Origin of the sequence: Micromonospora sp. NBC_01392 (assembly GCF_045040125.1) — a bacterium.
Classification (GTDB): Bacteria; Actinomycetota; Actinomycetes; order Mycobacteriales; family Micromonosporaceae; genus Micromonospora.
In genome coordinates this window covers 537127-557296 of sequence record NZ_CP109549.1, presented here as the reverse complement: position 1 = coordinate 557296, position 20170 = coordinate 537127, and the positions used below count along the sequence as shown (strand labels likewise).

Here is a 20170-nt window from a genome sequence, read left to right as displayed (position 1 = left end):
CCGAGGTCGTCACCACCTCACCGCGAGGCCGCCCAATCACTTGGCACCCCGCAGCGACACGAACCGACCCGACGCATCCCGGACCGGAGGAAACGGAAGCACGAGCTGCCCCACGCAGCCCTCACACCGGCCGTCGACACCGGTGACCGGATCGAACCGCGACTGACACACGCCACACCGAGGCCAGCCACGGCCAGCCGGACGCATACCCTTGGACACGTCACTACCTCTCTCGACAGAGCAGGGGAAAGAGACAGAGGGCGGGGCTGCCGTCCGCCAAGACCTGACAGCCCCGCCCCCACCTGATGCGGCTACGCCGCCGCCTTCTTGGCCACGCCCGCCGGGGCCCGCATGCCGGTCGCCCGCAGCGAGTACGCCATCCGGCCGTTGTTCGACACGTACGGCGTCACCGTCATGCCCTCGAACTCCACCGCCTCGAACGGCGCCCCCGTCGGCGGCACCGGTTGGTAGTCGGCGGAAATCTTGACCGTCGTCTCCCGGGAGCGCTTGCCAAGCTCCGGGTCCAGGTCCATCACCCGCACCTGCCACACCCGCTGGCCGGTCAACTTGTCCTTCGCCGGGCTACGCCGACCCGTCTTCTCGTCGAAGTCCTCGACCTCACCCAGGGACTCGGGAACCAGGGCGCATCCCGCCGGGAACACGTCCTCACAACGCACGGCGAACCTCGTACCGCCACGCAGAGCCATCGCTCAACCTCCAGGTCGTTGGCATGTCTGCCAAGTTGAGACTCCAAGGTAGACGGCACTTGGCAGACAAGTCAACAAGTTCATACACGGGGGCGAGCAGGCGCGAAATCTAGGGAGAGGCGCGCATCACATTATCGACCCAGGCCGATTGATGTGATCGTTTTCCACAGTCGCGCGTGTAGACATCGGAGCTAGACGCCTCGTACGCGTGTTCGGGGAAAAACCGCAGCTCGGCCCGGTTGACCGTATATACGCAGCGTGACATTTGGCCGCTCGCCCGAAGATCCAACCCACCGCGAGATGCACATCATCCGGCGGCCCACCAGCGCGGCTGTCAACTCAGGTTTTCAGGGGAGGGCATTGTGGACGGACACGGAGTGTGCTTAGCTTCCCAAGCACGAAAACCCGACAGAGCGTCGGGTTCGGACACTCGTCGGGTACGCGCCTACCTGCCAGTAGACCCGAGAGGCTAGCACTCCGTCTTAGACGACGCGAGATCTCGCGGCGCGAATCCGGCGAGCGTCCTAGTGCTCATCGAAGGGAGGCGACGTGGCGAAGAAGGCCACCCGCCCCAGCAAGTCCGTCATCATCAACCCGGGAACGCCTGCTCCCTACAGCGGCCAGTACCAGCCGGTCAACGGTGGGCCCGAGGTGACCGTTCCGAAGGGGCACCGGGTCCCCCCGACCCCGAACGGCGGCCCCGTGAAGCTCGTCGACGCCACCAAGAACAAGAGCGGCGGCAAGTAGACGTAGGCCAGCGAAGCCCGCACCACTCGTTGGTGTGGGCTTCGCCCTTCCCCGAGTTTGGGAAGTCCGTCCGGGGCTATCTCTCGCGGCATGAACGCTCAACCACACCACTCGGTAGACCGGGATCACGCCCGGCCGAACGGAATGGATGATGCAACAGTCGAAGCCCTGGGGGAACTGAGCAAGGCCCTGGAAACGATCCACCGAGTACGCGGTCACCTGTACTCGGCACACCAGCTCGTCGGCGGGGCGGATCTCACGCTCGACCGAGTGGTGAAGCTACTCCGCGAGGCTGGGCACGACGAGACGGCCGACCGTGTCGAGCACGAGCTATTGGGGCGGAACCTACTTCCCGGCCGTTGGACGTTCCAGATCGTGGAGGAGTTCGACGATGGCTACTACGCCGCGTTCCAGGAGATCGAGCGGGACGCACGGGAGAAGCTGGCCGACGGCCGGCGGCACATCTACGAGGCGGAGATGAAGGAGCGGCGGCGTACCCACGGAATGCCGGGGCACGAGGCTACGCCGAAGGAGTGAGCGGTAGGCCGGTCGGCAGCATCGAGGCCAGGGCGTTGGCTCTGGCCTCGATGATCCGCATGCGGGCCTGATACTCGGCCGGTTCCCGGTGCGCGGCTTGGCTGGTGACCTGGCCGGGCCACTTGCGGTAGAGCAGCCCGTACTCCCGGGTGAAGTAGCCGGCGCTGACGGCGTTGGCGGCGAGCAGTAGGCCGGTGTCCTCGGAGGCGGGGAGCGCCATCCAGCCACCCAAGGCGAAGACGAGATCCCGCCGCAGGCACAGGGTCGCCGGGTGCACCGATGCCCGGTAGTCGTTGGCTTGCCAGAACGACAGGACCGCCCCGCGGTCGACGATCCCGCCGGCTGGGTCCTTGTCCCAGCCGGCGGTTGACCCGTCGGGCAGCAGGTCGAGTACCCGTGAGGTGGTCCAGCCGATCTGCGGATGCGCGTCGAACGCGGCGATGTCCCGGGCGAGCGCGCCGGGCGTCAACTGGTCGTCGGCGTCCAAGACCTTGATGAGGTCACCAGACACCCGGGAAAGAGCGAGGGTACGGGCAACACCAGGCCCACCGGGACGACCGATGCCGAGACTGATCCGGGGCTCATCAGGCAGGACGTCGACCAGGGCGCCGGTCTGTCCGTCCTCTTGGACGAGCCATTGCCAGTCCCACCCGGTGGGCATGTCCTGCTTGGTCAGCGACTCGTAGGCGCCAGTCAGGTATTCGATGCTGGGCGCGTGGACCGGGGTGACGACCGAGACGAGTCGCGTCACGTTTTCCACCGCTGGAGTGTGTGGGAGTAGACAAGCTCGGTGCGATCACCGGGCATCACGACGTCCGCTACTTCGACGACGCGGCCGGTGGTGTCGACGGAGGTTTTGCGCACGGTGAGGACGGAGACGCCCGGGTCGATGTCCAGGAGTTCGGCCTCATCCGGCGACGGCGGACGTGCGCGGATCTCGTCGTCGATCCGGTCCAGCTCGATGCCGATGGTGTGGAGCTGGTGCTGTGTACCGCCGGGCCACGGCTCCTTGCCCTCGTCGAGCAGGTCCGGGTTCGCGGCCACCAGGTCGTATGGCAGATACGAGTACGACACCGTCAGCGGCGCGTTCTCGTGCCGCGAGGAGGTCCAGTAGACCCGGCGTAGCAGCGGCGTACCCGGGTCGACCTGTAAGGCCGCCGCCATCTCCGCATCCGCTTCCACGCGCGTGTACTCGGCGTGGAACTTGAGGTCGTCGACGGTGAGGCCGGTGTCGTGCTCGGTGGCACCGGTCTTCAGCCGCTCGTCCTCGTCGAGCAGGACCCGGTCCTTCTCCCACTGGTAGCGCTCGGCGTTGCGTCGGCGTACCCGTTGGCGGGGTGCCCGCACGTAGGTGCCGCGTCCCTGCTCGGCGCGGACCAGGCCCCACTCGCGGAGCTGCCGGATCGCGTTGCGCACGCTGGTGCGGGACAGGCCGGAGGAGTCGGCAAGCTCGGTTTCACTCGGCATCAGCGTGCCGGGGGCCAATTCGCCGCCCATGATCTTTGCCCGCAACTCTTCGGCGAGTTGCAGGTAGCGAGGGCGCCAGTCCCGGCCTTGCATACCGGACACCGTACCCCCAAGACGTTCCAACGTCTGCCAGGTGGTCCCCCTAGCCGGACGCTCGGGGACCGGGGCGACCGGAGGCGCAGGCCGCCTGGTCTGCCGCGCGGCCGGTGAGGGAGTCTGGCTGTGCCGACGCTCAGGGGTGCTCATCGTGCTCTTCCAGATGTAGGCCCTTGGTCATCATCACCAGGCGGACGTAGGTCAGTTCGTAGATGAGGCGGTCCAGACGGACTCGATCGAGCAGGACGGGCTGGATCACGCCGTCGCGGGTGGCGTCGAGCTTCACGACCAGGTCCCGTCGGCCGAACCGGTCGAGCAGCATCTGAACGCTGACCCAGCCCGTCCGCTCCTGGCCGACGGTGGCGAGGAACCCTCGGTGCATCGGGTCGTTCGACCCACACCCCTGGCACCACGCGGGACATCCGACGACATCGGTCACCGACCCCAGGACGTACTCCGGCATGCTCCCTGCCTCAGTCATCACGGCTCCCGGGATCTCCGCCCGCCTCGATCACCAGGCCCCGCAGGCACTCGGCCAGTCGAACGGCCTGCGTCAGGGACAGCTCAGCCCAGCCGATACCAGCCCGGCACGTCGCATGCACCGCGATCAGGGGAGTCCGGACGTCGGCGCCGATGAGGTACGCAACCACCATGCCGCCCGCACGAGCGTTGCCGACCCGATGCATTGCACCGCGATGGTTGCGAGTCATCTCCGTCATTAGCGGCGGCACGAGGTGACCGCAGCGATCCGGGGCACACCAGTCCGGGTGGCTCGTAACGTCGGCGCGCTTGTTCGTAGGCGTCACCGCGGCCACCGCCCGGCACCGTCCCGGTAGATCTGGACTTGCGTGATCGGCGGGGTAGGCGGCAACGCGGACGACTTCCGTGCCTGCTCGACCGACCATCGCGCGAACAGTGGGACCGTCGGGCACGCACCTGCCGGGACATTGCCCGTGGCTGATCGCGTCGGGTACCGCTTTCGGGGCCACCGCAGGGAGAGCCGGCGGCGTCGGCGAGGACGGCTGGACATAGCACCTCCACAGGTAGAAGAGAGCTGGCGGCCGGCCACGGGGGAATGCGGCCGGCCACCGGCTCGGATGAAGGCACGGCGCACCGCCCGACGGGGACGGGTCGGGTATCGCCGAGCCAACTTGTCCGCGCGGCTACCGCAACCGGTCCGACAGGACGCCGCGCGTCAGGTGCGACCAGGGCCAGCACGAGACCACCCCTGACACGGGCCGTCACCCTGGCCGCACACCACGAAACGTATCTACAAGTGAACGAGTTGTCTAGACGTCGAAACGGGTCGTTTGGTTGACACTTGGTAAGACAAGTGCCAGGTACGGTGAGCAGGTGCCCACCCCGCACTACGGACAACCCCGCTACCGCGTCATCGCCGACGAGCTGAGAGAGCGCATACAGAGCGGCGCTATCCCGCTGGGCGCCCTACTACCACCAGAGAGCGCCCTCACCACGGAGTTTCGGGCCAGTCGCGGCACAATCCGCCAAGCTATTGCGGTTCTGCGCGAGGAACGGGTAGTTAATACCGAGCAAGGACGCGGCACCTACGCGAACCCTCGCTGGCACGACAGCGCGCTTGACAAGAATTCTGGATCGGAAACGCGGAGACGCCGCGTCGCCGCCGACAGGGAGCTAGCGGCGCTCTTCGCTGTCGAGGTTGGCTCGCTACTGGTAGAAGAGCAAACCGTTGCCCGAACGAATGGAGCGGTTAGAACAGTCGCCAGAACCTACCACCTACTTCGAACGAATAAATAACATTCCTCCGCACTTTCGATGCTTTTCGAGGCGGCCCTCAACGGGCCGCGAGCGCCGCCAATTAGGCGCCATGACCGCCCGGCCGGGAGATGGCAGCGGTCATGCCCATGCCCATCGGCCAACGCGAAGAGCGGAAGGCCCAGTGCCGCCTCTGAGGATGCCGAAGGTGGTTAGTGTTCGTGAGCCGGCAGCCGGCCGGGCCGCGCCCCGAGCGGCACGGCACAGGGGAGCGTACGCGGGGTCCGCGCGACGAGCCGCGGTGACTCCGAGATGGTCGGGGTCCGTCGGCGGGTTGCGATCGGTATGTGGCTGCGCTGGGCCATCCTGTCAGCCACCGAGCCGAGCGGGCCGCCGCCCCGACCCGCCAGCGCGTGCGTACGTGGCACCAAGGTCCACTTGACGTGGCGGTCGGGCGGTGGCCCGCTCCCTAGAGGGTGGGTCGGCCAAAGACAGTGAGGATGGCCTATGGCGACTATTGCTTTGGCGATTTGGAAGTCGCGTCTTCGGCGGCGGTGGCGGCATTAAGCAGAGGCTGCGAGGCGCGCACGGCAAGCAGAGCGGGGATTCGCAAGATCCAGGGCCGTTTTCTCGGGGCCGTCAAGCGAACGCGCCCCCTAACATCGTGGAGCAATCCAAGCAAGAACCACTCGAAGTGCCTCATACGTTCCTGCCTATAAAAGATGAAGCTACTGGCGATCCAAAAAAAGGCGGAGATGCCTAGGCTGCTGGCCCAGAGGAAAAGTCGGCCGCTTGTCCTGTCCAGCGCCACCACGGCCGAGGCCGCATAAAAGGCGAAGCTCAACGCCAGAACGCGCCATCGTCCAAACCAGAGAAATCTCGTGAACAGGAAGGCGCCCGGGGGCTTCAACGCTGCCAGCCGAGCGCAGCGGGGGAACTTTTTTTCATCTATGACGTCAGTTAAGTGGGCATTGGATATGATGCTCGCCGAATACGAGAGCAAATTCAGATCTTTGTCGCTCGTGTACCAGCGGAATCGACGAGGAATCGACGAAGGTGCCGGAAATCGCAAGGTCGAATACGGTTCGTCGCTTAGGTTGAAACCCGCAAAGGGGTTCAGCATTGCCGCCTCGCAGACTATGAGCGCTTGCTGTAGTTCCGGAGTCGGACGTGTGCTTAAATCCTCGATCACAAGCGAATACAGGGGATAATTGGAGAGGTTTTCTACGATCACTGCGGGATGGTCTGCAATGAGATCCACCTGAAGAGACTGGGCCAGACGGAAAGCGGCTTGCGGATCAACGGAGGCGTACGAGCCTAGTACTGCTACAAGTCTCGTCCGGTCACCCTGAATCAGCATCTTGAGAAGTTGTTCGTGGGTTATTGCTGCCGGGGCTCGATTATATGCTTGTCGCCACTCGGCCTCGTCGGTGAGAATTACGGTGAAAAGGTGGAGTCTTTGTAACCATTCGTCGTCCCAACGTGACTGAGGACTGCTTGTCAGGAAAGCCGCCTCAGAGCTGGCAAAAGACGTCCAAATAGGGTGATCGTAAGCATGTGTCTCCAAGAACACGCGGCCCAAGACTCTTGAATCACTCAAAGCCGCGATGTCGTCTAGCATCCGCGCCCTCATAACTCGCGATGTTAGTCCCGCTGCGAACGGGAGCACCTCGATGAGTTTTGTGGCGCTTTGTACATCCTTCGTCGCAAACTCCCGATGTACGGAAATTAGTTCAAGCCACCCCGTTTCTCGCCCGTGGATCGCCTCCTTTGCCGCTAGAAATTCACAAAATGTTAAGTGGATAAACCGAAGGGTTTCACCGGCTCGCTCCTCCGACAACAACCCCGTCTCTTTACATATTTCTCGCAATCGCCCTTTCGCCTCTTGTTCGGAGTTGCAGCCGTAGATCTCGCTAGTAACCGCCAGGGCGCGATCCCAATTAATTAGGTTGGCGGGCTGAGAAGGGTCAGTCAAGTTTTCAAAGGAAAGTTTTCCGAAGAGACGCTCTCGCTGTTCGCGGACTGTGCTCTTCATGGGCAAGTCTAATTGACGGTTTCGTCGAAAAAGCAATAGTTCATCAACAACCCGCGAGTAGAAACCTGTACGTGTGTCTGGAGTTCCGACACTGTTCCCGCCTTGGTCGCTGGCGACATACATTGCTAGCACGAGGGGATTGCTACACATTTCTCGCAGCGTTGGCCTATCGGTAAGTTCGGCGAAAATTCTGTTGATCGTAGCGTTTCGCGGAACGCCGTCAGGGTAAGGCCACACTGATAGGAAACTATAAATGTCCGTCGGTGTAAACGGTTGGACATGATACACGATCGGAAACGCCTCAGAGAAGCTGGAATGGATCTGCTTGTAAAACTGGGTCCGCATCGTCAAGGCGAGCTTATTACTGGGGCCCGCATTAGCCATTCTTTGACTCAATGTACTGATTGCCTTGGCGACTATGGGGTAACTGTCAGTAGAAACCTCATCCAGTCCGTCAAGTAGAACCATTAGCCCTCTGCCGCCCAGCGACAGATCAAATAGTTTGCCCATCTGGTAGCCGCCAACCGACTCGACTTTCTCGCGAAGATGCCGGATAGCCCAGTCTCCCAAAGCACGCTCAGAGGTAGTCCGTTTCGGCGGCAGGAAGTTCTTCAGATCCACAACGATTGGCAAGGGTGCCTGCTTCGACTGCAAAGCATCCCAACACGCATCTCTGAAGGTCCTCTTGACGAGCGATGTTTTGCCCGATCCGGGATCTCCAATGATCTGTACCCGTGTTGCCTCGTCCCTCCAGATATCTTGAGTCGATTTTGCATGGCGAGAAGCGCTTTCAAGCCTCAGTGGAACGAAAGTTGAGTCCGTTGGCAAAGCAGCCTCTGCCGCTCCTGGGACTTGAAGAAACTTCGTCGTATCCTTGGCCAACTCTGCGTGACAATATCTCTTTAAGCTCATTCGTGTCGTTATCGACTCGGCAATGAACCTGTCAGCTATCCACACTCCCGCGTCAAGGATTTGGTTTGCATTCTCTTGAACAAATCGCGATATCCTTTTTAGGACGAGAAAGATCAAGGGAACCGCTATTGCGGTAACGGCCGCGGTCTTGATATCCAGACCGTACAAGCTCAATGACTCCTCCAATAGTCCTCTGAGGTGTGCTGTCGGCGATGGCTAGTGGTTCCATGCCGCGAGCGTCGCTACACCTGCAGGCCCAAGAGGGCAGAAATACCAGCGCTCAGACTCAAAAGGAAGGTGAATGTCGTGGATGCGACTACACCGGATTGCCTGGCCTGCGGCCCGCTCTAACCACCAGGGATAGCCATCACCGACTCGTAGTGAGCAGACCGGTCGTTTCGCAAGATCCGGCACAGACGCGGATCGACCTCGGAGGTGCTCAACGTTGCTGCCGCCGTTTGCGATGGTCGACAGGCCGCGCAGTGCTGATCGCTAGTGGCTTCCTAAACCATGTGTGGCAATAGCGCCGACGTGCCGGCCAGGACGACGTCGCGGCAGCCCCATGAACCGCTCGGTTTCGGGCCGCCTCATGGTCGTGTTGGTCGTAGCAGTCGAACGCTCACCGAAGATGACGGGACAGATGACGCTCTCACGCCAATGCCGATTTACTCTGTTCTGGATCAAGGCACCGCGCTCCGCGCGGTGCGGGACGGCAAGCCCGGCCGGCGGCAAGCCGCCCCGGCCGCCTACGGCGCCGGGGCGGTGAGCCACCGACAGCCGCCGGGACACCGCCCCCACGTGGAGAGGAAGCAGGCTCAGCGAGGCCGCGACGGAAGCCGGCAGGTCAATCCGGTCGAGTGGTCGGGGCTTCCGCCTGCCGCGCCAGTCCAACCCCGGGACTGGCTTGCCACCGAGTCACCGGGTCGCGGCACCAGCTCCACCGCCAGGACGTGCCCGACCCTTCTCCACAGCCGCCGGCCCCGCTCCGGAACCATCGAGCGGCAGCCCCTCAGACGGCCCACAGCGGCACAGCGAGCCCGGCCCGAGAAGAGGGTCAACTGAGCCAGCGCTCAGGGCGTCTCCAGGGCGTCAGGGCGTCGTCAGGGCGTCAAACGCCGGCCAACGTTGACCATGAACGACCATCGGCGCCCGGACATAGAACCAGCTCAGAGCCTTGATCAAAGCTCTGAGCTGGTGAGCGACGGACGAGTCGACCTGTACGCCGACTTCTGATCGGGTTGCCGGTGCCGGGCCGGGGGTAGGGTCCTGCGGGTGCCGGAGTGGTTGCAAGCGGGATTCTGGGGTCTGCTGGCCGGGTCCGCCCTGTTGATCGGGGCGGCCGTCGGGTTCTTCGCGCGGGTGCCGCGCCGGGCCACCGCGTCGGTGATGGCGTTCGGGGCGGGCGTGCTGCTCTCCGCCGTCTCGTTCGAGCTGATCGAGGAGGCGCACGAGCAGGGCGGCCTGCTGCCGGTGGCGATCGGCGCGGCGGTCGGCGCGCTCACCTACACCGGGGCGAACGTGCTGCTGGCCCGGCACGGGGCGCGGCACCGCAAGCGCTCCGGCGACGAGCAGCCCTCCGAGCAGGAGCAGCCCGGTTCGGGTAACGCGATCGCGGTCGGCGCGCTGCTCGACGGCGTACCGGAATCGGTGGTGATCGGCGCGAGCCTGCTGGCCGGCGGCCCGGTCAGCCTCGTCACCGTGATCGCGGTCTTCCTCAGCAACGTGCCGGAGGGGTTGTCCAGCGCGGCCGGCATGCGGCAGGCCGGGCGGTCCCGGCGTTACGTGTTCGGGCTCTGGGCGGCCATCGCGCTGATCTCCGGCGCCGCGTCGCTGGCCGGGTACACGCTGCTCGGCGGCGCCCCGCCGGAGGTGCTGGCCACCATCACCGCGCTCGCCGCCGGCGCGATCCTGGCCATGATCACCGACACCATGGTCCCGGAGGCGTTCGAGGACGCCCACCTGCTGGTCGGCCTGATCACGGTGCTCGGCTTCCTGGTCGCGTTCGCCCTCTCGCACGCCTGACCGCCGGCTTAGCCGCGGGTTAAGGATCGCCGACGGAGTCGTGCCGGGGCGACCGGTCCCCCTAGCATCGGCGGGTGCGCGTGAAGTCCGCTGTCTCCCTCCTCGTCCTCGCCCTGGCCACCGCCACGCTGCCCGGGTGCGGCGGCGAGCCGTCCGACCGGACCGCCCCGGCCGCCGCCACCCCGGCCGGCACACCGTCCGGTGCCCCCGATGCCGCTGCCCCGGCCGCCCCGGCCGCCTCGCCGAACGCCCGCGCCGGCCTCGGCACCGCCAAGCCGAGTCCTGGCCCGGCCGCTGTCGCGTTCCGCGCCGGCAACCCGGACGGGCGGGCCACCGTGCCGGCCGAGGCGCGGGCCGTGGACACGTCGCGTCCGACCCGTACCGTCGGCACCGGCACGCCGGCGAGCTGCACCTCGGCGGCGGTGGTGAAGGCGGTGGCGGCCGGCGGCATCATCACGTTCGACTGCGGCCCGGCACCGGTGACCATCACCATGAAGGCCACCGCCAAGGTGGTGAACGCGCACGGCCCGCGCATCGTGCTGGACGGCGGCGGCAAGGTCACGCTGAGCGGCGGCGGCAGCCGACGGATCCTCTACCTGAACACCTGCGACCCGGCGCAGGGCTTCACCACCTCGCACTGCCAGAACCAGGACCACCCGCAGCTCACCGTGCAGAACCTGACGTTCGCGAACGGCAACTCGACGGGCGAGCGGACCGAGGGCGGCGGGGGCGGCGCGATCTTCGTCCGTGGCGGCCGGGTCAAGGTGGTCAACTCCCGGTTCGTCGACAACCGCTGCGACCGTACCGGGCCGGACCTGGGCGGCGCCGCGCTGCGGGTGCTCAGCCAGTTCGAGAACAAGCCGGTGTACGTGGTGGGCAGCACGTTCACCGGTGGGGTGTGCGCCAACGGCGCGGCGTTGAGCAGCATCGGCGTCTCCTGGACGGTGCTGAACAGCGTCTTCCGCGACAACCAGGCGGTCGGCACCGGCGCGAACCCGGCCCGGGGCGGCACGCCGGGCGGCGGCAGCGGCGGCGCGATCTACTGCGACGGCAACGAGTTCGCGGTGAAGCTCGCCGGCACGATAGTCGAGGACAACAGCGCCAACGAGGGCGGCGGCGCCATCTTCTTCGTCAGCAACAACCGCACCGGCACCCTGTCGATCACCAGCTCGACCCTGCGCCGCAACCCCAGCAGGGGCTTCGAGACGAAGGGCGCCCCCGGCATCTTCTTCCTCGGCGCCCGCCTCACCCGCGGCTGAAGGCCGGGCCCCTGCTTAACGCCTCCGGTAGAGAAGGGGCACCTTCTCACCGGAACGCGGAGGTTAGTACGGGTTGGGGTGGCCGGGGAGGTGGCCCTTCGGCAGGGCAGCCGCGCGGCCGGGGAGGGTGGGGTCCGTCGACAGGGGTGGGGATTTCGTTCCCGACCTCGTCGACATGCCGGCGATCAGGTCCTTCAGGGCGGTCACCGTGTCGACCCGGGGCACCCAGCCGAGGTCCGTCTCGGCCCGCTGCGCGGACATCAGCGGGACGTTCAGCGCCAGGTCCACCCAGCCGGTGTCGACCGGTTGCAGCCGGGCCCGCCAGGTCACCGCCGCCGCGGCGCGCAGCACCGGCACCGCCACCGGCACGGTCCAGCCGTGGAAGTGCCGCGCCACCAGCGCCGGCGTCAGCACCGGGTCGGTCGCCACGTTGAACGCGCCGCGCGCGTCGCCGAGGACCGCCCGGGCGTACGCGTCGGCCACGTCGTCGGCGTGCACCGCCTGCATCCGGAGCCGCTTGTGCGAGGGCACCAGCGGGATCCGGCCGTAGCGCAGCAGCCGCACCGGCACCAGCGGGCCGAGGAAGTAGCGGCTGATCTCGGTGCCGGCGTCACGCTGGAAGATCAGACCCGGCCGCAGCCGGACCACCCGCAGCTCCGGGTGCTCCCGCTGCACGTCGTCCAGCAGCGCCTCCACCTCGGCCTTGTCCCGGCTGTACGACGACGTCCGCACCCCGGTCGCCGGCCAGTTCTCGCTGACCGGATGGTCCTTCGGGCCGGGCGCGTAGGTGCCGACGGACGAGGCGTACACCAGGGCGGGAACGCCGGCCCGGACGGTGGCCTCGATGACCGCGCGGCTGCCGCCGACGTTGGTCCGGTGGAGCGTGCGCCGGTCGTGGCTGGGCTGGATCTGCCAGGCCAGGTGCACGACCGCCCGCGCCCCGGCGAAGATCCGCACCAGCTCGTCGGCGGCGCCGGGCGCGCCGATGTCACAGGAGTGCCACTGGACGTCGTCGTACGGCTCACCGGCGTCCGGCCCGGGCAGCCGGCGGGCCACCCCGACCAGTTCCGCCGCCGACTCCTGCCGCAGCCGGCGGAGTACGGCGGTCCCCACGTTGCCGGTGGCCCCCACGATCACGATGCGCATGCCCGGTGCGGTACCCGCTGAACCGGACAGCAACCGCGCAGGAGCGCGACTTCCGGCCCGGGCGGGGAGACCGCCCGGGCCGCGCCCGTCAGCGCCGGACGAGGGTGAAGCCGCCGGGCAGCACCACCGCCGGCACCGTGCCGCCCCGGGCCTGCGTCCGGGAGCGCCGTACGCCCTGCGCGTCGTACGTCTCGACGCACACCGTCCCCGGGCCGGGCACGGTGACCGGGACGGTCCGGGGCGTGCGGGCGGCACTGCGCAGCAGCGCCGTCGTCGATCCGGTGCCGGCGATCACGTACCGGGAGACGAGCGGTTCCAGCAGGACCGCGTCGACCACGGCGTCCCCGCCGGCCGAGACCGCGACCAGGTCGACGGCGTCGGCCGGCGCCTCCGCCGGGCCGCTCGGCGTCACCGGCAGCAGCGCGCCGGGCGCCGGGGAGGTCCCCTGCGCGCCGACCCGCCCGTGCCGGACGGTGCCCACGGTCCGCGCCCGGCCGTCGGGCGAGGCGGCGGACCACCGGGTGACGGCCCGGCTGCCCGGCCGCAACTCGACCACCGGGAGCACCAGCCGGGGCTGGTCCGCGGCCGGCAACCGCCAGCGGGCGGTCGCGCCGGCCGGCAGCAGGGCGTACGCGCCGCTGAACGCGGACTCGCCGGTCCACGTCGAGTCGGGGGTGACCACGTCCGCGCCGCCGGTCAGCGTGGCCTGTTCGGCCTCCACCACGGTGCCGCCGACCCGCGCCACGATCCGGCCCTGCCGGGCCAGCGCCGCCACCTCGGGGTGGGCGTCCAACGCCAGCATGCTGAGCAGGCCGTGGATGGTCGACTCGGCGCCGGCGTTGCGGTTGACCGTCCCGTCGCCGGCGATGCCGTCGACGGTGCGCCCGGTCGCCGGGTCGTACCCGGGCACGCCGGCCGCGTTGGCGCCGAAGTACCAGGCGGCCGTCAGGCCGGCGAGCTGCCGGAACCCGTCGCGCCCGGTGGCGTCGGCGACGGCGAGCAGCGACTGCACGCGGGAGTCCACGCCGTAGGCGATCTGCGACCGGTCCGTCGGGGTGGGCTGCCGCCCGTTGTCCGGGCCGCCGGAGGTGAGCAGCCACGGCGTGAAGACCGCCGCGTCGGCCACCGCCGCCGGCAGCAGCCGCCGGTCACCGAGCACCCGCGCGGCGACGGCCAGCGCCGCGGGCATCTGCGAACCCCAGGCGTGCCACACCGATCGGGACAGCGCCCAGGGGCGGACCGCGCCGAACGGCCACTCGCGGACGTCCCCGTCGGCCAGCGCGGCGATGCCCTCGGCGAACCGGCTCAGCGCCCGCCGCGCCCCGGCACCGCCACCGGCCCGCACGTACGCGGCCAGCCCCAGCACGGCCTCCGCGGTGGCGTCCGCGCCGTCCGCGATCAGCCAGCCGGGCGTCCGCTCGCCGTCGACGACCTGCCACGTGCCGTACCGGACGAGCACCTGGCGTTCCAACGCGCCGACCGCGAGGTCGAGGCGCGCGCGCAGGAACGACGCGAACCCGGGGTCGGCGGTACGCCAGGCGGCGTACCCCTCGCCCAGCGCCCAGACGGTGCGGGCCAGCCAGTACGACGGGCCGCTGTCGGACGGGTCAGGCAGCTCGACCGGTTCGGCGCTCGGGTTCAGCGTGCCGTCGGGCTGCATCCAGAGCACCACGTTCCCGGCGTCCGGCCCGGTGGCGGTCTGGAGATAGGTCAGGCCCCGCAGCAGGGCGTACGAGGCGTCACGGCTGGTGGTGGCGCCGGTGGACCGCCAGTGTCGCAGGTAGACCACGGCGGCGCGGGCGATGTCGTCGGCGTTGTAGGCGCCCTGCCCCCAGGTGTCCGTCGCCGGGTCGTACGCCCCGCCGCCGACGCGCCGGAACGTGCCGTCGGGGTTCGGTTCGGCGTACGTCCACAGCACCCCGACCGTGGGCGTTTCGGCGAGCCGGTACGTGGTGTGCCCGGACTGCGCGGGCGGGGTGACCCGGTCGAGCAGGTAGTCCAGATGGGACAGGTTCGTCAACGGGTCGGCGGCGGACACGGTGGCGGCCCCGGCGGGGGCGGGCTGCGCCAGCAGCGGTCCGGCCAGCGCGAGGCTGCCACCCAGCAGGAGGGATCGGCGTTTCATGGTGGTCTCCTCGGGCGTCAGGGGGTGCGGTCGAGCCGGGCGACGCCGATCTTCGTGTCCGCCATTCCGTAGAACACGAACCGCACGCCGTCGACCTCCTCGATCGCGGTGGGGAAGACGACGTTGGGCACGGTGCCGGCCTTCTCGTCCTCGGTGTACGGCGCGAGGATGGGCTCGGCGGTGCGGGCCAGCACCCGGGCCGGGTCGGCCGGGTCCAGCAGCATCGCCCCGGCCGCGTACTCGACGCGTTGGGTGGTCGGGTCCCAGCCGCTGGGGACGTGGCCGGTCACCCCGTGGTGGAGCAGCAGCCAGCCCTCCGGCACCCGCAGCGGCGGCGGGCCGGCACCGATCTTCAGCTCCTCGTAGGGGAACTCGGACAGCGCCACGCACCGGTGGTGCCGGGGGCGGGACAGCGCGGTGACGTCGGCGTGCACCTCGTCCGCCGGCACGTACGAGATCCAGATGCCGGGCCGCTCGTCGGTGGTGCCGGCCGGCAGGTGCACGCCCTCGCCGGGGCGGAACCAGCCGAGGTCCCACATCGGCCGGTGCAGCATGGCGTAGCAGGGCCGGCCGTCCGGGCCGGGCACCGGCTCGGGGAAGAACACCGCGTCCTTGTTGGGGAACAGGTTGAGGTCGGTGTCCAGGTCGGGCTGGTAGGCGAACTGCACCGGCCCGAGCCGCCGCCAGGAGCGCAGGTCGGTGGAGACGGCCAGCGCGAGGCGGGGGCCGAGCGGCCCGTACGCCACGTACGTCATCAGGTGCTGGCCGAGCGCCGGCACCCAGGTGGTGCGCGGGTCCTCCACCCCGGCGTTGTGGAGGCCGCGTTCCCAGCCCTCGTCCGGGGCCAGCACGACGCCGTGCCGGCGCACGCCGACCGGTACGCCGTCGCGCAGCTCGACCTCGGCGAGCCCGACGCGGGACACGTTGCCGTCGGCGACCAGCCGGGGCAGCAGGTGCAGCCGGCCGTCCGGGGTACGCCCGCTCGCCGGGTTGAGCACGCCGGCGGCCTCGAACGGTTCGGCCGGGTCGGGCGCCATCAGCACGCCCAGCCGGGTCAGCGTGTACGGGACAGTGGTCGAGAAGGATCGCATGTCAACCTTTCACTCCGGATCCGACGTCGGTGGAGATGAAGTGTCGTTGGAAGGCCACGAAGAGGCCGACGGCCGGCGCGGCGAGCACACAGGCGCCGGCCAGCACCGCGCCGTACGGGTTGGCGGCGCGGGCCGCCACGTTGCTGAGGTAGTTGGCCAGGGAGACCGCCAGCGGCTGCATGTCCGCCTGCTTCGTGATCAGGAACGGCCAGAGGAACTCGTTCCACGGCCCGATGAAGGTCAGCAGCACCGCGGTCAGCAGCGCGGGGCGGACCAGCGGCAACGCCACCGACCAGAGCAGCCGCAGCTCACCGGCGCCGTCGATCCGGGCGGCGGCGAACAACTCGTCCGGCAGTTGCAGGAAGAACTGCCGGAAGACGAAGACCGCGGTGGTGTTGATCGCGAACGGCAGGATCATCCCGAGGTAGGAGTCGGCCAGCCCGTAGCCGCGCACGATCAGCACGTAGAGCGGGATCAGCAGGAGCTGGAACGGGATCACCTGGACCAGCAGCACCAGCGCGAACAGCGTGCCCCGGCCGCGGAACCGCAGCCGGGCCAGCGCGTAGCCGGCGAGCACCCCGAAGACCACGGTGCCGAGGATGACGCCGCCGGTGAAGACGCCCGAGTTGATCAGCGAGCCGAGCAGGTCGACCCGGGAGTTGATGTCCCGGTAGTTGTCGAGGGTGAGGCCGGAGGTGGGGAACGCCCCGGCGACCGAGGTGTCCGGTTCGGCCTGGAGGCTGCCGATCAGCATGTAGTAGAAGGGGAAGAGGAACAGCAGGGCCCCGGCGAACAGCACCACGTGGCGCAGCAGCCCCGGCCACCGGGCGGTGGAGGTCGGTGTCACGTCAGTCCCTCTCGATCAGCCGGCGGTTGACCAACGAGATGAGCAGCACCCCGATCACCAGCAGCACGCCGATGGCGGCGGCCACGTCCGGCTGGCCCTGCTGGATGCCGCGCTGGTACATCACCAGCACCGGGGAGGCGGACGCGCCGTTCGGGCCGCCCCCGCCGGTGAGCAGGTAGGGCTCGGTGAACAGGTTGGCGCCGGTGATGGTGGCCAGGATGACCACCAGGGCGGTCGCCGGGCGGACCGCCGGCACGGTCACCGACCGGAACCGCCGCCACCAGCCCGCGCCGTCGACCGACGCCGACTCGTACAGCTCCTTCGGCACGTTCTGGAGCGCGGCGAGGTAGAGCAGGATGAAGAAACCGAGCTGCTTCCAGACCACGAACACCGCGATGACCGGCATCGCCAGGCCGGCGTTCACCAGCCAGGACGGGTCGGGCGCCAGCGGGCCGAGCACGGAGTTGACCAGGCCGCCGGCGTTGAACAGGAACAGCCACACCCCGACCACCGCCACGCTTGCGGTCACGTACGGCACGTAGAACGCGACCCGCAGGAACGTCCGGGCGTGCACCACCCGGTTCAGCGCGACCGCGAGCAGCAGCGCCAGCACCGTGGTCAGCGGCACGTTGATGACCAGGAAGATCCCGATGTTGCCGAACGACTGGCGGACCGCGGGGTCGGCGAGCACCGCGCGGTAGTTGTCCAGCCCGACGAAGGGCCGGTCCACCACCGCGCCCGGCGCGGCGAAGAAGTAGTCGTGGAAGCTCATCCAGATCGCGAAGCCCAGCGGATAGGCGAACACCACGGCGATGAAGACCGCGTACGGCGCGGCCAGCACCATGCCCACCGGGTGGCGGCCCAGCACGGTCGCCACCCGGCCCCGGCCGGCCGGTCTCGGGCTTCGCGCGGCGGCCCCGGCAGCGGGGGCCGCCGCGGTGTGGGCGGTGGACATCAGGATCCGGCGGCGAGCTGGTCGACCTTGTCCGCGGCGGCGCCGAGAGCGTCGGGCACCGGCTTCTTACCGAAGATCACCGACTCGGAGTACGCGTCGCGGAACGCCTGCCAGACGGCCACCGAGTTCGGCACGTTCGGCACCTCGACCGTCCGGGCCGCCTGGTCGGCGAACGCCTGGTAGGCCGGGTTCTTGGCGAAGTGGTCCGGGTACGCGGCGGCCAGGTCGGTGCGCAGCGGCATCTGACCGGTCTTGGCCAGCAGCGCGCCGTCCTGCTCCTTGCTGGTGGCGAAGCGCATCACGTCCCAGGCGGTGGCGCGGTTCTTGCAGGCGGAGTACATGGCGACGTTCTTCGCGTCGCTGAACGTGCGGATCTGGTCGGCCGGCTTGCCGGTGGACGTCGGCACCGGCACCGCGCCCCACTTCACCTTGCTGCCGTACACCGAGATCGCCCACGGGCCGACGATGGCCATGGCGGCCTTGCCGTCGGCGAACGAGTCGCCGTTGTACTTCTCCTTCGGGGCGAGGCCCTCGGCGTAGAGCGTCTTCCAGAACTCCGCGACCCGCTGGCCCTCCGGCGAGTCGAACTGGGCCTTGCCCTGGTCGACGAGCTGCTTGCCGCCGGTCTCGGCCGCGAACAGCGGGTAGAAGTCGAACCAGGACTGGAAGAACTCACTGGTCGGGGCCGGGTAGATGGCGGCCGGCGCGGCGCCCGACGACTTGATCTTCCGGGCGGCGGCGAGGAACTCGTCGTACGTCGCCAGCGGGGGCCGCTCCGGGTCCAGCCCGGCCTTGGCGAAGACCGTCTTGTTGTAGAAGATCATCACCGGGTTGGACTTCCACGGCAGTTGGTAGAACTTGCCGTCCGGCGACTTGTACTGGTCCGCCGTCTGGCCGGTGCGCTCGGCGATGTAGGCGGCGCCACCGTCGAACGAGTCCAGGGCGACCAGCCCGCCCTGCTTCTGGAACTGCGGCACGGCCGCCGGCGCGGTGTTGAAGATCAGGCAGGGCGCGTTGCCGGCGGTGATGGCGGCCCCGATCACCTCCTCCGAGCTGGTGCCCGCCGGGATCTCCTGGGCGGTGATCTTCTGGTCGGCGTGCTCCGCGTTCCACGCCTCGACCATCGCCTTGCCCCAGGCCAGTTCCTCCTGGTTGTTGGAGAGCCAGATGTCGATCGGTCCACGGGCGGCGTTGGCCTCGGCGGCGTCGCCGCCACCGCCGCTGCCGTCGCAACCCGCGGTGACGGCGATCGCGGCGGTCAGCAGCAGGGCCGGAAGGGTACGTTTCATGTCTGCTCCGATCGGGACGGTGCGGGGGAACGACGCCGCTGGGCCGGTGGCGCCGGTGGTGGTGGTGCGGTGGAGGCACGGAGGACGAGCTGCGCGGGCGGCGTGGGCACGTCGGCCACCGGCTCGCCGTCGATGAGTTCCAGCAGGGCGTGCGAGGCCGCCCGACCCCACTCGAACGGGTCGGTGCGCACGGTGGTCAGCGGCGGGCTGACGTAGCCGGCCAACTCGGCGTCGTCGAACCCGGTCACGGAGAGCTGCCCGGGCACGTCGATGCCGAGTTCCCGGGCCACCGCGAGCCCGGCGATGGCCATCAGGTCGTTGGCGTACACGATCGCGGTGGGCCGCTCGGCCCGGTCGAGCATCGCGCGGGTGGCCTGCGCGCCGCCGGCCGCCGAGAAGTCCGACGGCACGCACAGGTCGGCGGGCAGGCCGGCGTCCGCCAGCGCCCGCTCCCAGGCCAACCGGCGGACCCGGCCGTGCAGGAAGTGGTCCGGCCCGGCGACGTGCCCGATCCGCCGGTGCCCCAGCTCGACCAGGTGGGCGACCGCCGCGGCGATGCCCGGCCGGTCGTCGATCAGCAGCGCCGGCCAGCGGCTCGGCGCCATCGGCCGGGCGATCGTCACCGCCGGCAGCCCGAGCTGTTCCAGCAGCGCGAGCCGTGGGTCGTCCACCCGCAGGTCGAGCAGGAAGACGCCGTCCACCCGGCCGTCGGCGGCCAGCCGTCGGTAGCCGGCTTCCTCGGTCGACTCGGGCACGACCTGGAGGACGAGGGCCTGGCCCCGGTCGGACAGGGTCCGCTCCACCCCGGCGATGAAGGCGGGGAAGAACGGGTCCGCGCCGAGCAGCTCGGGCGGGCGGGTGATCACCAGGCCGACCGCGAACGCCCGCGAGGCGGACAGGGCGCGGGCCCGGTGGCTCGGCTCCCAGCCCAGGGCGCGGGCGGCGGTGAGGATCCGCTCCCGCGTCTCGTCGGCCACCCCGGGGCGGCCGTTGAGCGCGAAGGACACCAGACCCTTCGATACGCCGGCCGCGCGGGCGACGTCGCGGATCGTCGGTCGGCCTGGCCGGGTCACCGGCACCTCCCTCGTCGGACGGACGACTAAACCGGTTTAAGAAACGGAGGTTAGACCCGTTCCCGCGACTGCACAACAGGAGACGGCCGATCGATGCACAGCGGCTCGACGGCAGGTCAGCGCCACGT

18 protein-coding genes are annotated in these 20170 nt (G+C 68.9%); 5 read left to right on the top strand and 13 right to left on the bottom strand.

From position 1 onward, the window contains the following. Positions 1-311: 311 nt before the first annotated feature. Complete coding sequence (locus OG767_RS02600; protein ID WP_405091986.1) at positions 312-707, bottom strand: transcriptional regulator; 396 nt, start codon at positions 705-707, stop codon at positions 312-314. A gap of 549 nt (positions 708-1256) precedes the next feature. Here OG767_RS02600 and OG767_RS02595 point away from each other — a divergent pair. Together OG767_RS02595 and OG767_RS02590 are read left to right on the top strand one after the other, a co-directional pair. Next, a complete protein-coding gene (locus OG767_RS02595) occupies positions 1257-1454 on the top strand; it encodes a hypothetical protein (protein ID WP_405091985.1) in 198 nt (65 codons plus the stop codon). 90 nt (positions 1455-1544) lie between these two features. Next, the gene (locus OG767_RS02590) at positions 1545-1991 is read left to right on the top strand and encodes a hypothetical protein (protein WP_405091984.1); all 447 of its coding nucleotides are present in this window, start codon (positions 1545-1547) and stop codon (positions 1989-1991) included. On the opposite strand, the gene OG767_RS02585 is transcribed toward OG767_RS02590, so the two are convergent. From OG767_RS02585 to OG767_RS02570, 4 genes are all read right to left on the bottom strand, one after another. Next, on the bottom strand, positions 1975-2751 hold the full coding sequence (locus tag OG767_RS02585; protein WP_405091983.1) for a glycosyltransferase family 2 protein: 777 nt from the start codon (positions 2749-2751) through the stop codon (positions 1975-1977). The two genes, OG767_RS02590 and OG767_RS02585, sit on opposite strands and share 17 nt — an antisense overlap. Next, on the bottom strand, positions 2739-3551 hold the full coding sequence (locus OG767_RS02580; RefSeq protein ID WP_405091982.1) for a GntR family transcriptional regulator: 813 nt from the start codon (positions 3549-3551) through the stop codon (positions 2739-2741). Before OG767_RS02580 ends, OG767_RS02585 begins: the two co-directional genes overlap by 13 nt. Before the next feature lie 139 nt (positions 3552-3690). After that, positions 3691-4017, bottom strand: coding sequence for a hypothetical protein (locus OG767_RS02575; RefSeq protein ID WP_405091981.1), 327 nt, complete (start codon positions 4015-4017; stop codon positions 3691-3693). A gap of 10 nt (positions 4018-4027) precedes the next feature. Continuing rightward, on the bottom strand, positions 4028-4369 hold the full coding sequence (locus tag OG767_RS02570) for a hypothetical protein (protein ID WP_405091980.1): 342 nt from the start codon (positions 4367-4369) through the stop codon (positions 4028-4030). Between the two features lie 538 nt (positions 4370-4907). Here OG767_RS02570 and OG767_RS02565 point away from each other — a divergent pair. Then, the gene (locus OG767_RS02565; protein ID WP_405091979.1) at positions 4908-5330 is read left to right on the top strand and encodes a GntR family transcriptional regulator; all 423 of its coding nucleotides are present in this window, start codon (positions 4908-4910) and stop codon (positions 5328-5330) included. 472 nt (positions 5331-5802) lie between these two features. Here the strand turns inward: OG767_RS02565 and OG767_RS02560 are convergent, their stop codons facing one another. Beyond that, the gene (locus OG767_RS02560; RefSeq protein WP_405091978.1) at positions 5803-8403 is read right to left on the bottom strand and encodes an NACHT domain-containing protein; all 2601 of its coding nucleotides are present in this window, start codon (positions 8401-8403) and stop codon (positions 5803-5805) included. Between the two features lie 1104 nt (positions 8404-9507). Here OG767_RS02560 and OG767_RS02555 point away from each other — a divergent pair. Then, positions 9508-10257: a ZIP family metal transporter gene (locus tag OG767_RS02555; protein WP_405091977.1), complete on the top strand. Its 750-nt coding sequence runs from the start codon at positions 9508-9510 to the stop codon at positions 10255-10257. Between the two features lie 80 nt (positions 10258-10337). Then, complete coding sequence (locus tag OG767_RS02550) at positions 10338-11516, top strand: hypothetical protein (RefSeq protein ID WP_405094114.1); 1179 nt, start codon at positions 10338-10340, stop codon at positions 11514-11516. 63 nt (positions 11517-11579) lie between these two features. Here the strand turns inward: OG767_RS02550 and OG767_RS02545 are convergent, their stop codons facing one another. The 7 genes from OG767_RS02545 to OG767_RS02515 form a co-directional block, all read right to left on the bottom strand. Next, positions 11580-12662 carry an NAD-dependent epimerase/dehydratase family protein gene (locus OG767_RS02545; protein ID WP_405091976.1) on the bottom strand — a complete coding sequence of 361 codons (1083 nt, stop codon included), beginning with the start codon at positions 12660-12662 and terminating at the stop codon, positions 11580-11582. An 88-nt stretch (positions 12663-12750) separates the two neighbouring features. Beyond that, complete coding sequence (locus OG767_RS02540; protein ID WP_405091975.1) at positions 12751-14787, bottom strand: hypothetical protein; 2037 nt, start codon at positions 14785-14787, stop codon at positions 12751-12753. Positions 14788-14804: 17 nt separating this feature from the next. Continuing rightward, entirely contained in the window at positions 14805-15878 is a 1074-nt protein-coding gene (locus OG767_RS02535) for a hypothetical protein (protein ID WP_405091974.1), read from the bottom strand. A gap of 1 nt (position 15879) precedes the next feature. Further along, a complete protein-coding gene (locus tag OG767_RS02530; RefSeq protein WP_405091973.1) occupies positions 15880-16725 on the bottom strand; it encodes a carbohydrate ABC transporter permease in 846 nt (281 codons plus the stop codon). A 1-nt stretch (position 16726) separates the two neighbouring features. Further along, a complete protein-coding gene (locus OG767_RS02525; protein ID WP_405091972.1) occupies positions 16727-17680 on the bottom strand; it encodes a carbohydrate ABC transporter permease in 954 nt (317 codons plus the stop codon). After that, entirely contained in the window at positions 17680-18969 is a 1290-nt protein-coding gene (locus OG767_RS02520; protein WP_405091971.1) for an extracellular solute-binding protein, read from the bottom strand. The genes OG767_RS02525 and OG767_RS02520 overlap by 1 nt, the downstream gene beginning before the upstream one ends. Continuing rightward, the gene (locus tag OG767_RS02515) at positions 18966-20042 is read right to left on the bottom strand and encodes a LacI family DNA-binding transcriptional regulator (RefSeq protein ID WP_405091970.1); all 1077 of its coding nucleotides are present in this window, start codon (positions 20040-20042) and stop codon (positions 18966-18968) included. The genes OG767_RS02520 and OG767_RS02515 overlap by 4 nt, the downstream gene beginning before the upstream one ends. Positions 20043-20170: the final 128 nt, after the last annotated feature.

Coding starts and splice junctions, on each gene's coding strand:
- OG767_RS02600 (WP_405091986.1), bottom strand. CDS start 707: ATGGCTCTGCGTGGCGGTACGAGGTTCGCCGTGCGTTGTGAGGACGTG.
- OG767_RS02590 (WP_405091984.1), top strand. CDS start 1,545: ATGAACGCTCAACCACACCACTCGGTAGACCGGGATCACGCCCGGCCG.
- OG767_RS02580 (WP_405091982.1), bottom strand. CDS start 3,551: ATGCAAGGCCGGGACTGGCGCCCTCGCTACCTGCAACTCGCCGAAGAG.
- OG767_RS02575 (WP_405091981.1), bottom strand. CDS start 4,017: ATGCCGGAGTACGTCCTGGGGTCGGTGACCGATGTCGTCGGATGTCCC.
- OG767_RS02545 (WP_405091976.1), bottom strand. CDS start 12,662: ATGCGCATCGTGATCGTGGGGGCCACCGGCAACGTGGGGACCGCCGTA.
- OG767_RS02540 (WP_405091975.1), bottom strand. CDS start 14,787: ATGAAACGCCGATCCCTCCTGCTGGGTGGCAGCCTCGCGCTGGCCGGA.
- OG767_RS02535 (WP_405091974.1), bottom strand. CDS start 15,878: ATGCGATCCTTCTCGACCACTGTCCCGTACACGCTGACCCGGCTGGGC.
- OG767_RS02525 (WP_405091972.1), bottom strand. CDS start 17,680: ATGTCCACCGCCCACACCGCGGCGGCCCCCGCTGCCGGGGCCGCCGCG.
- OG767_RS02520 (WP_405091971.1), bottom strand. CDS start 18,969: ATGAAACGTACCCTTCCGGCCCTGCTGCTGACCGCCGCGATCGCCGTC.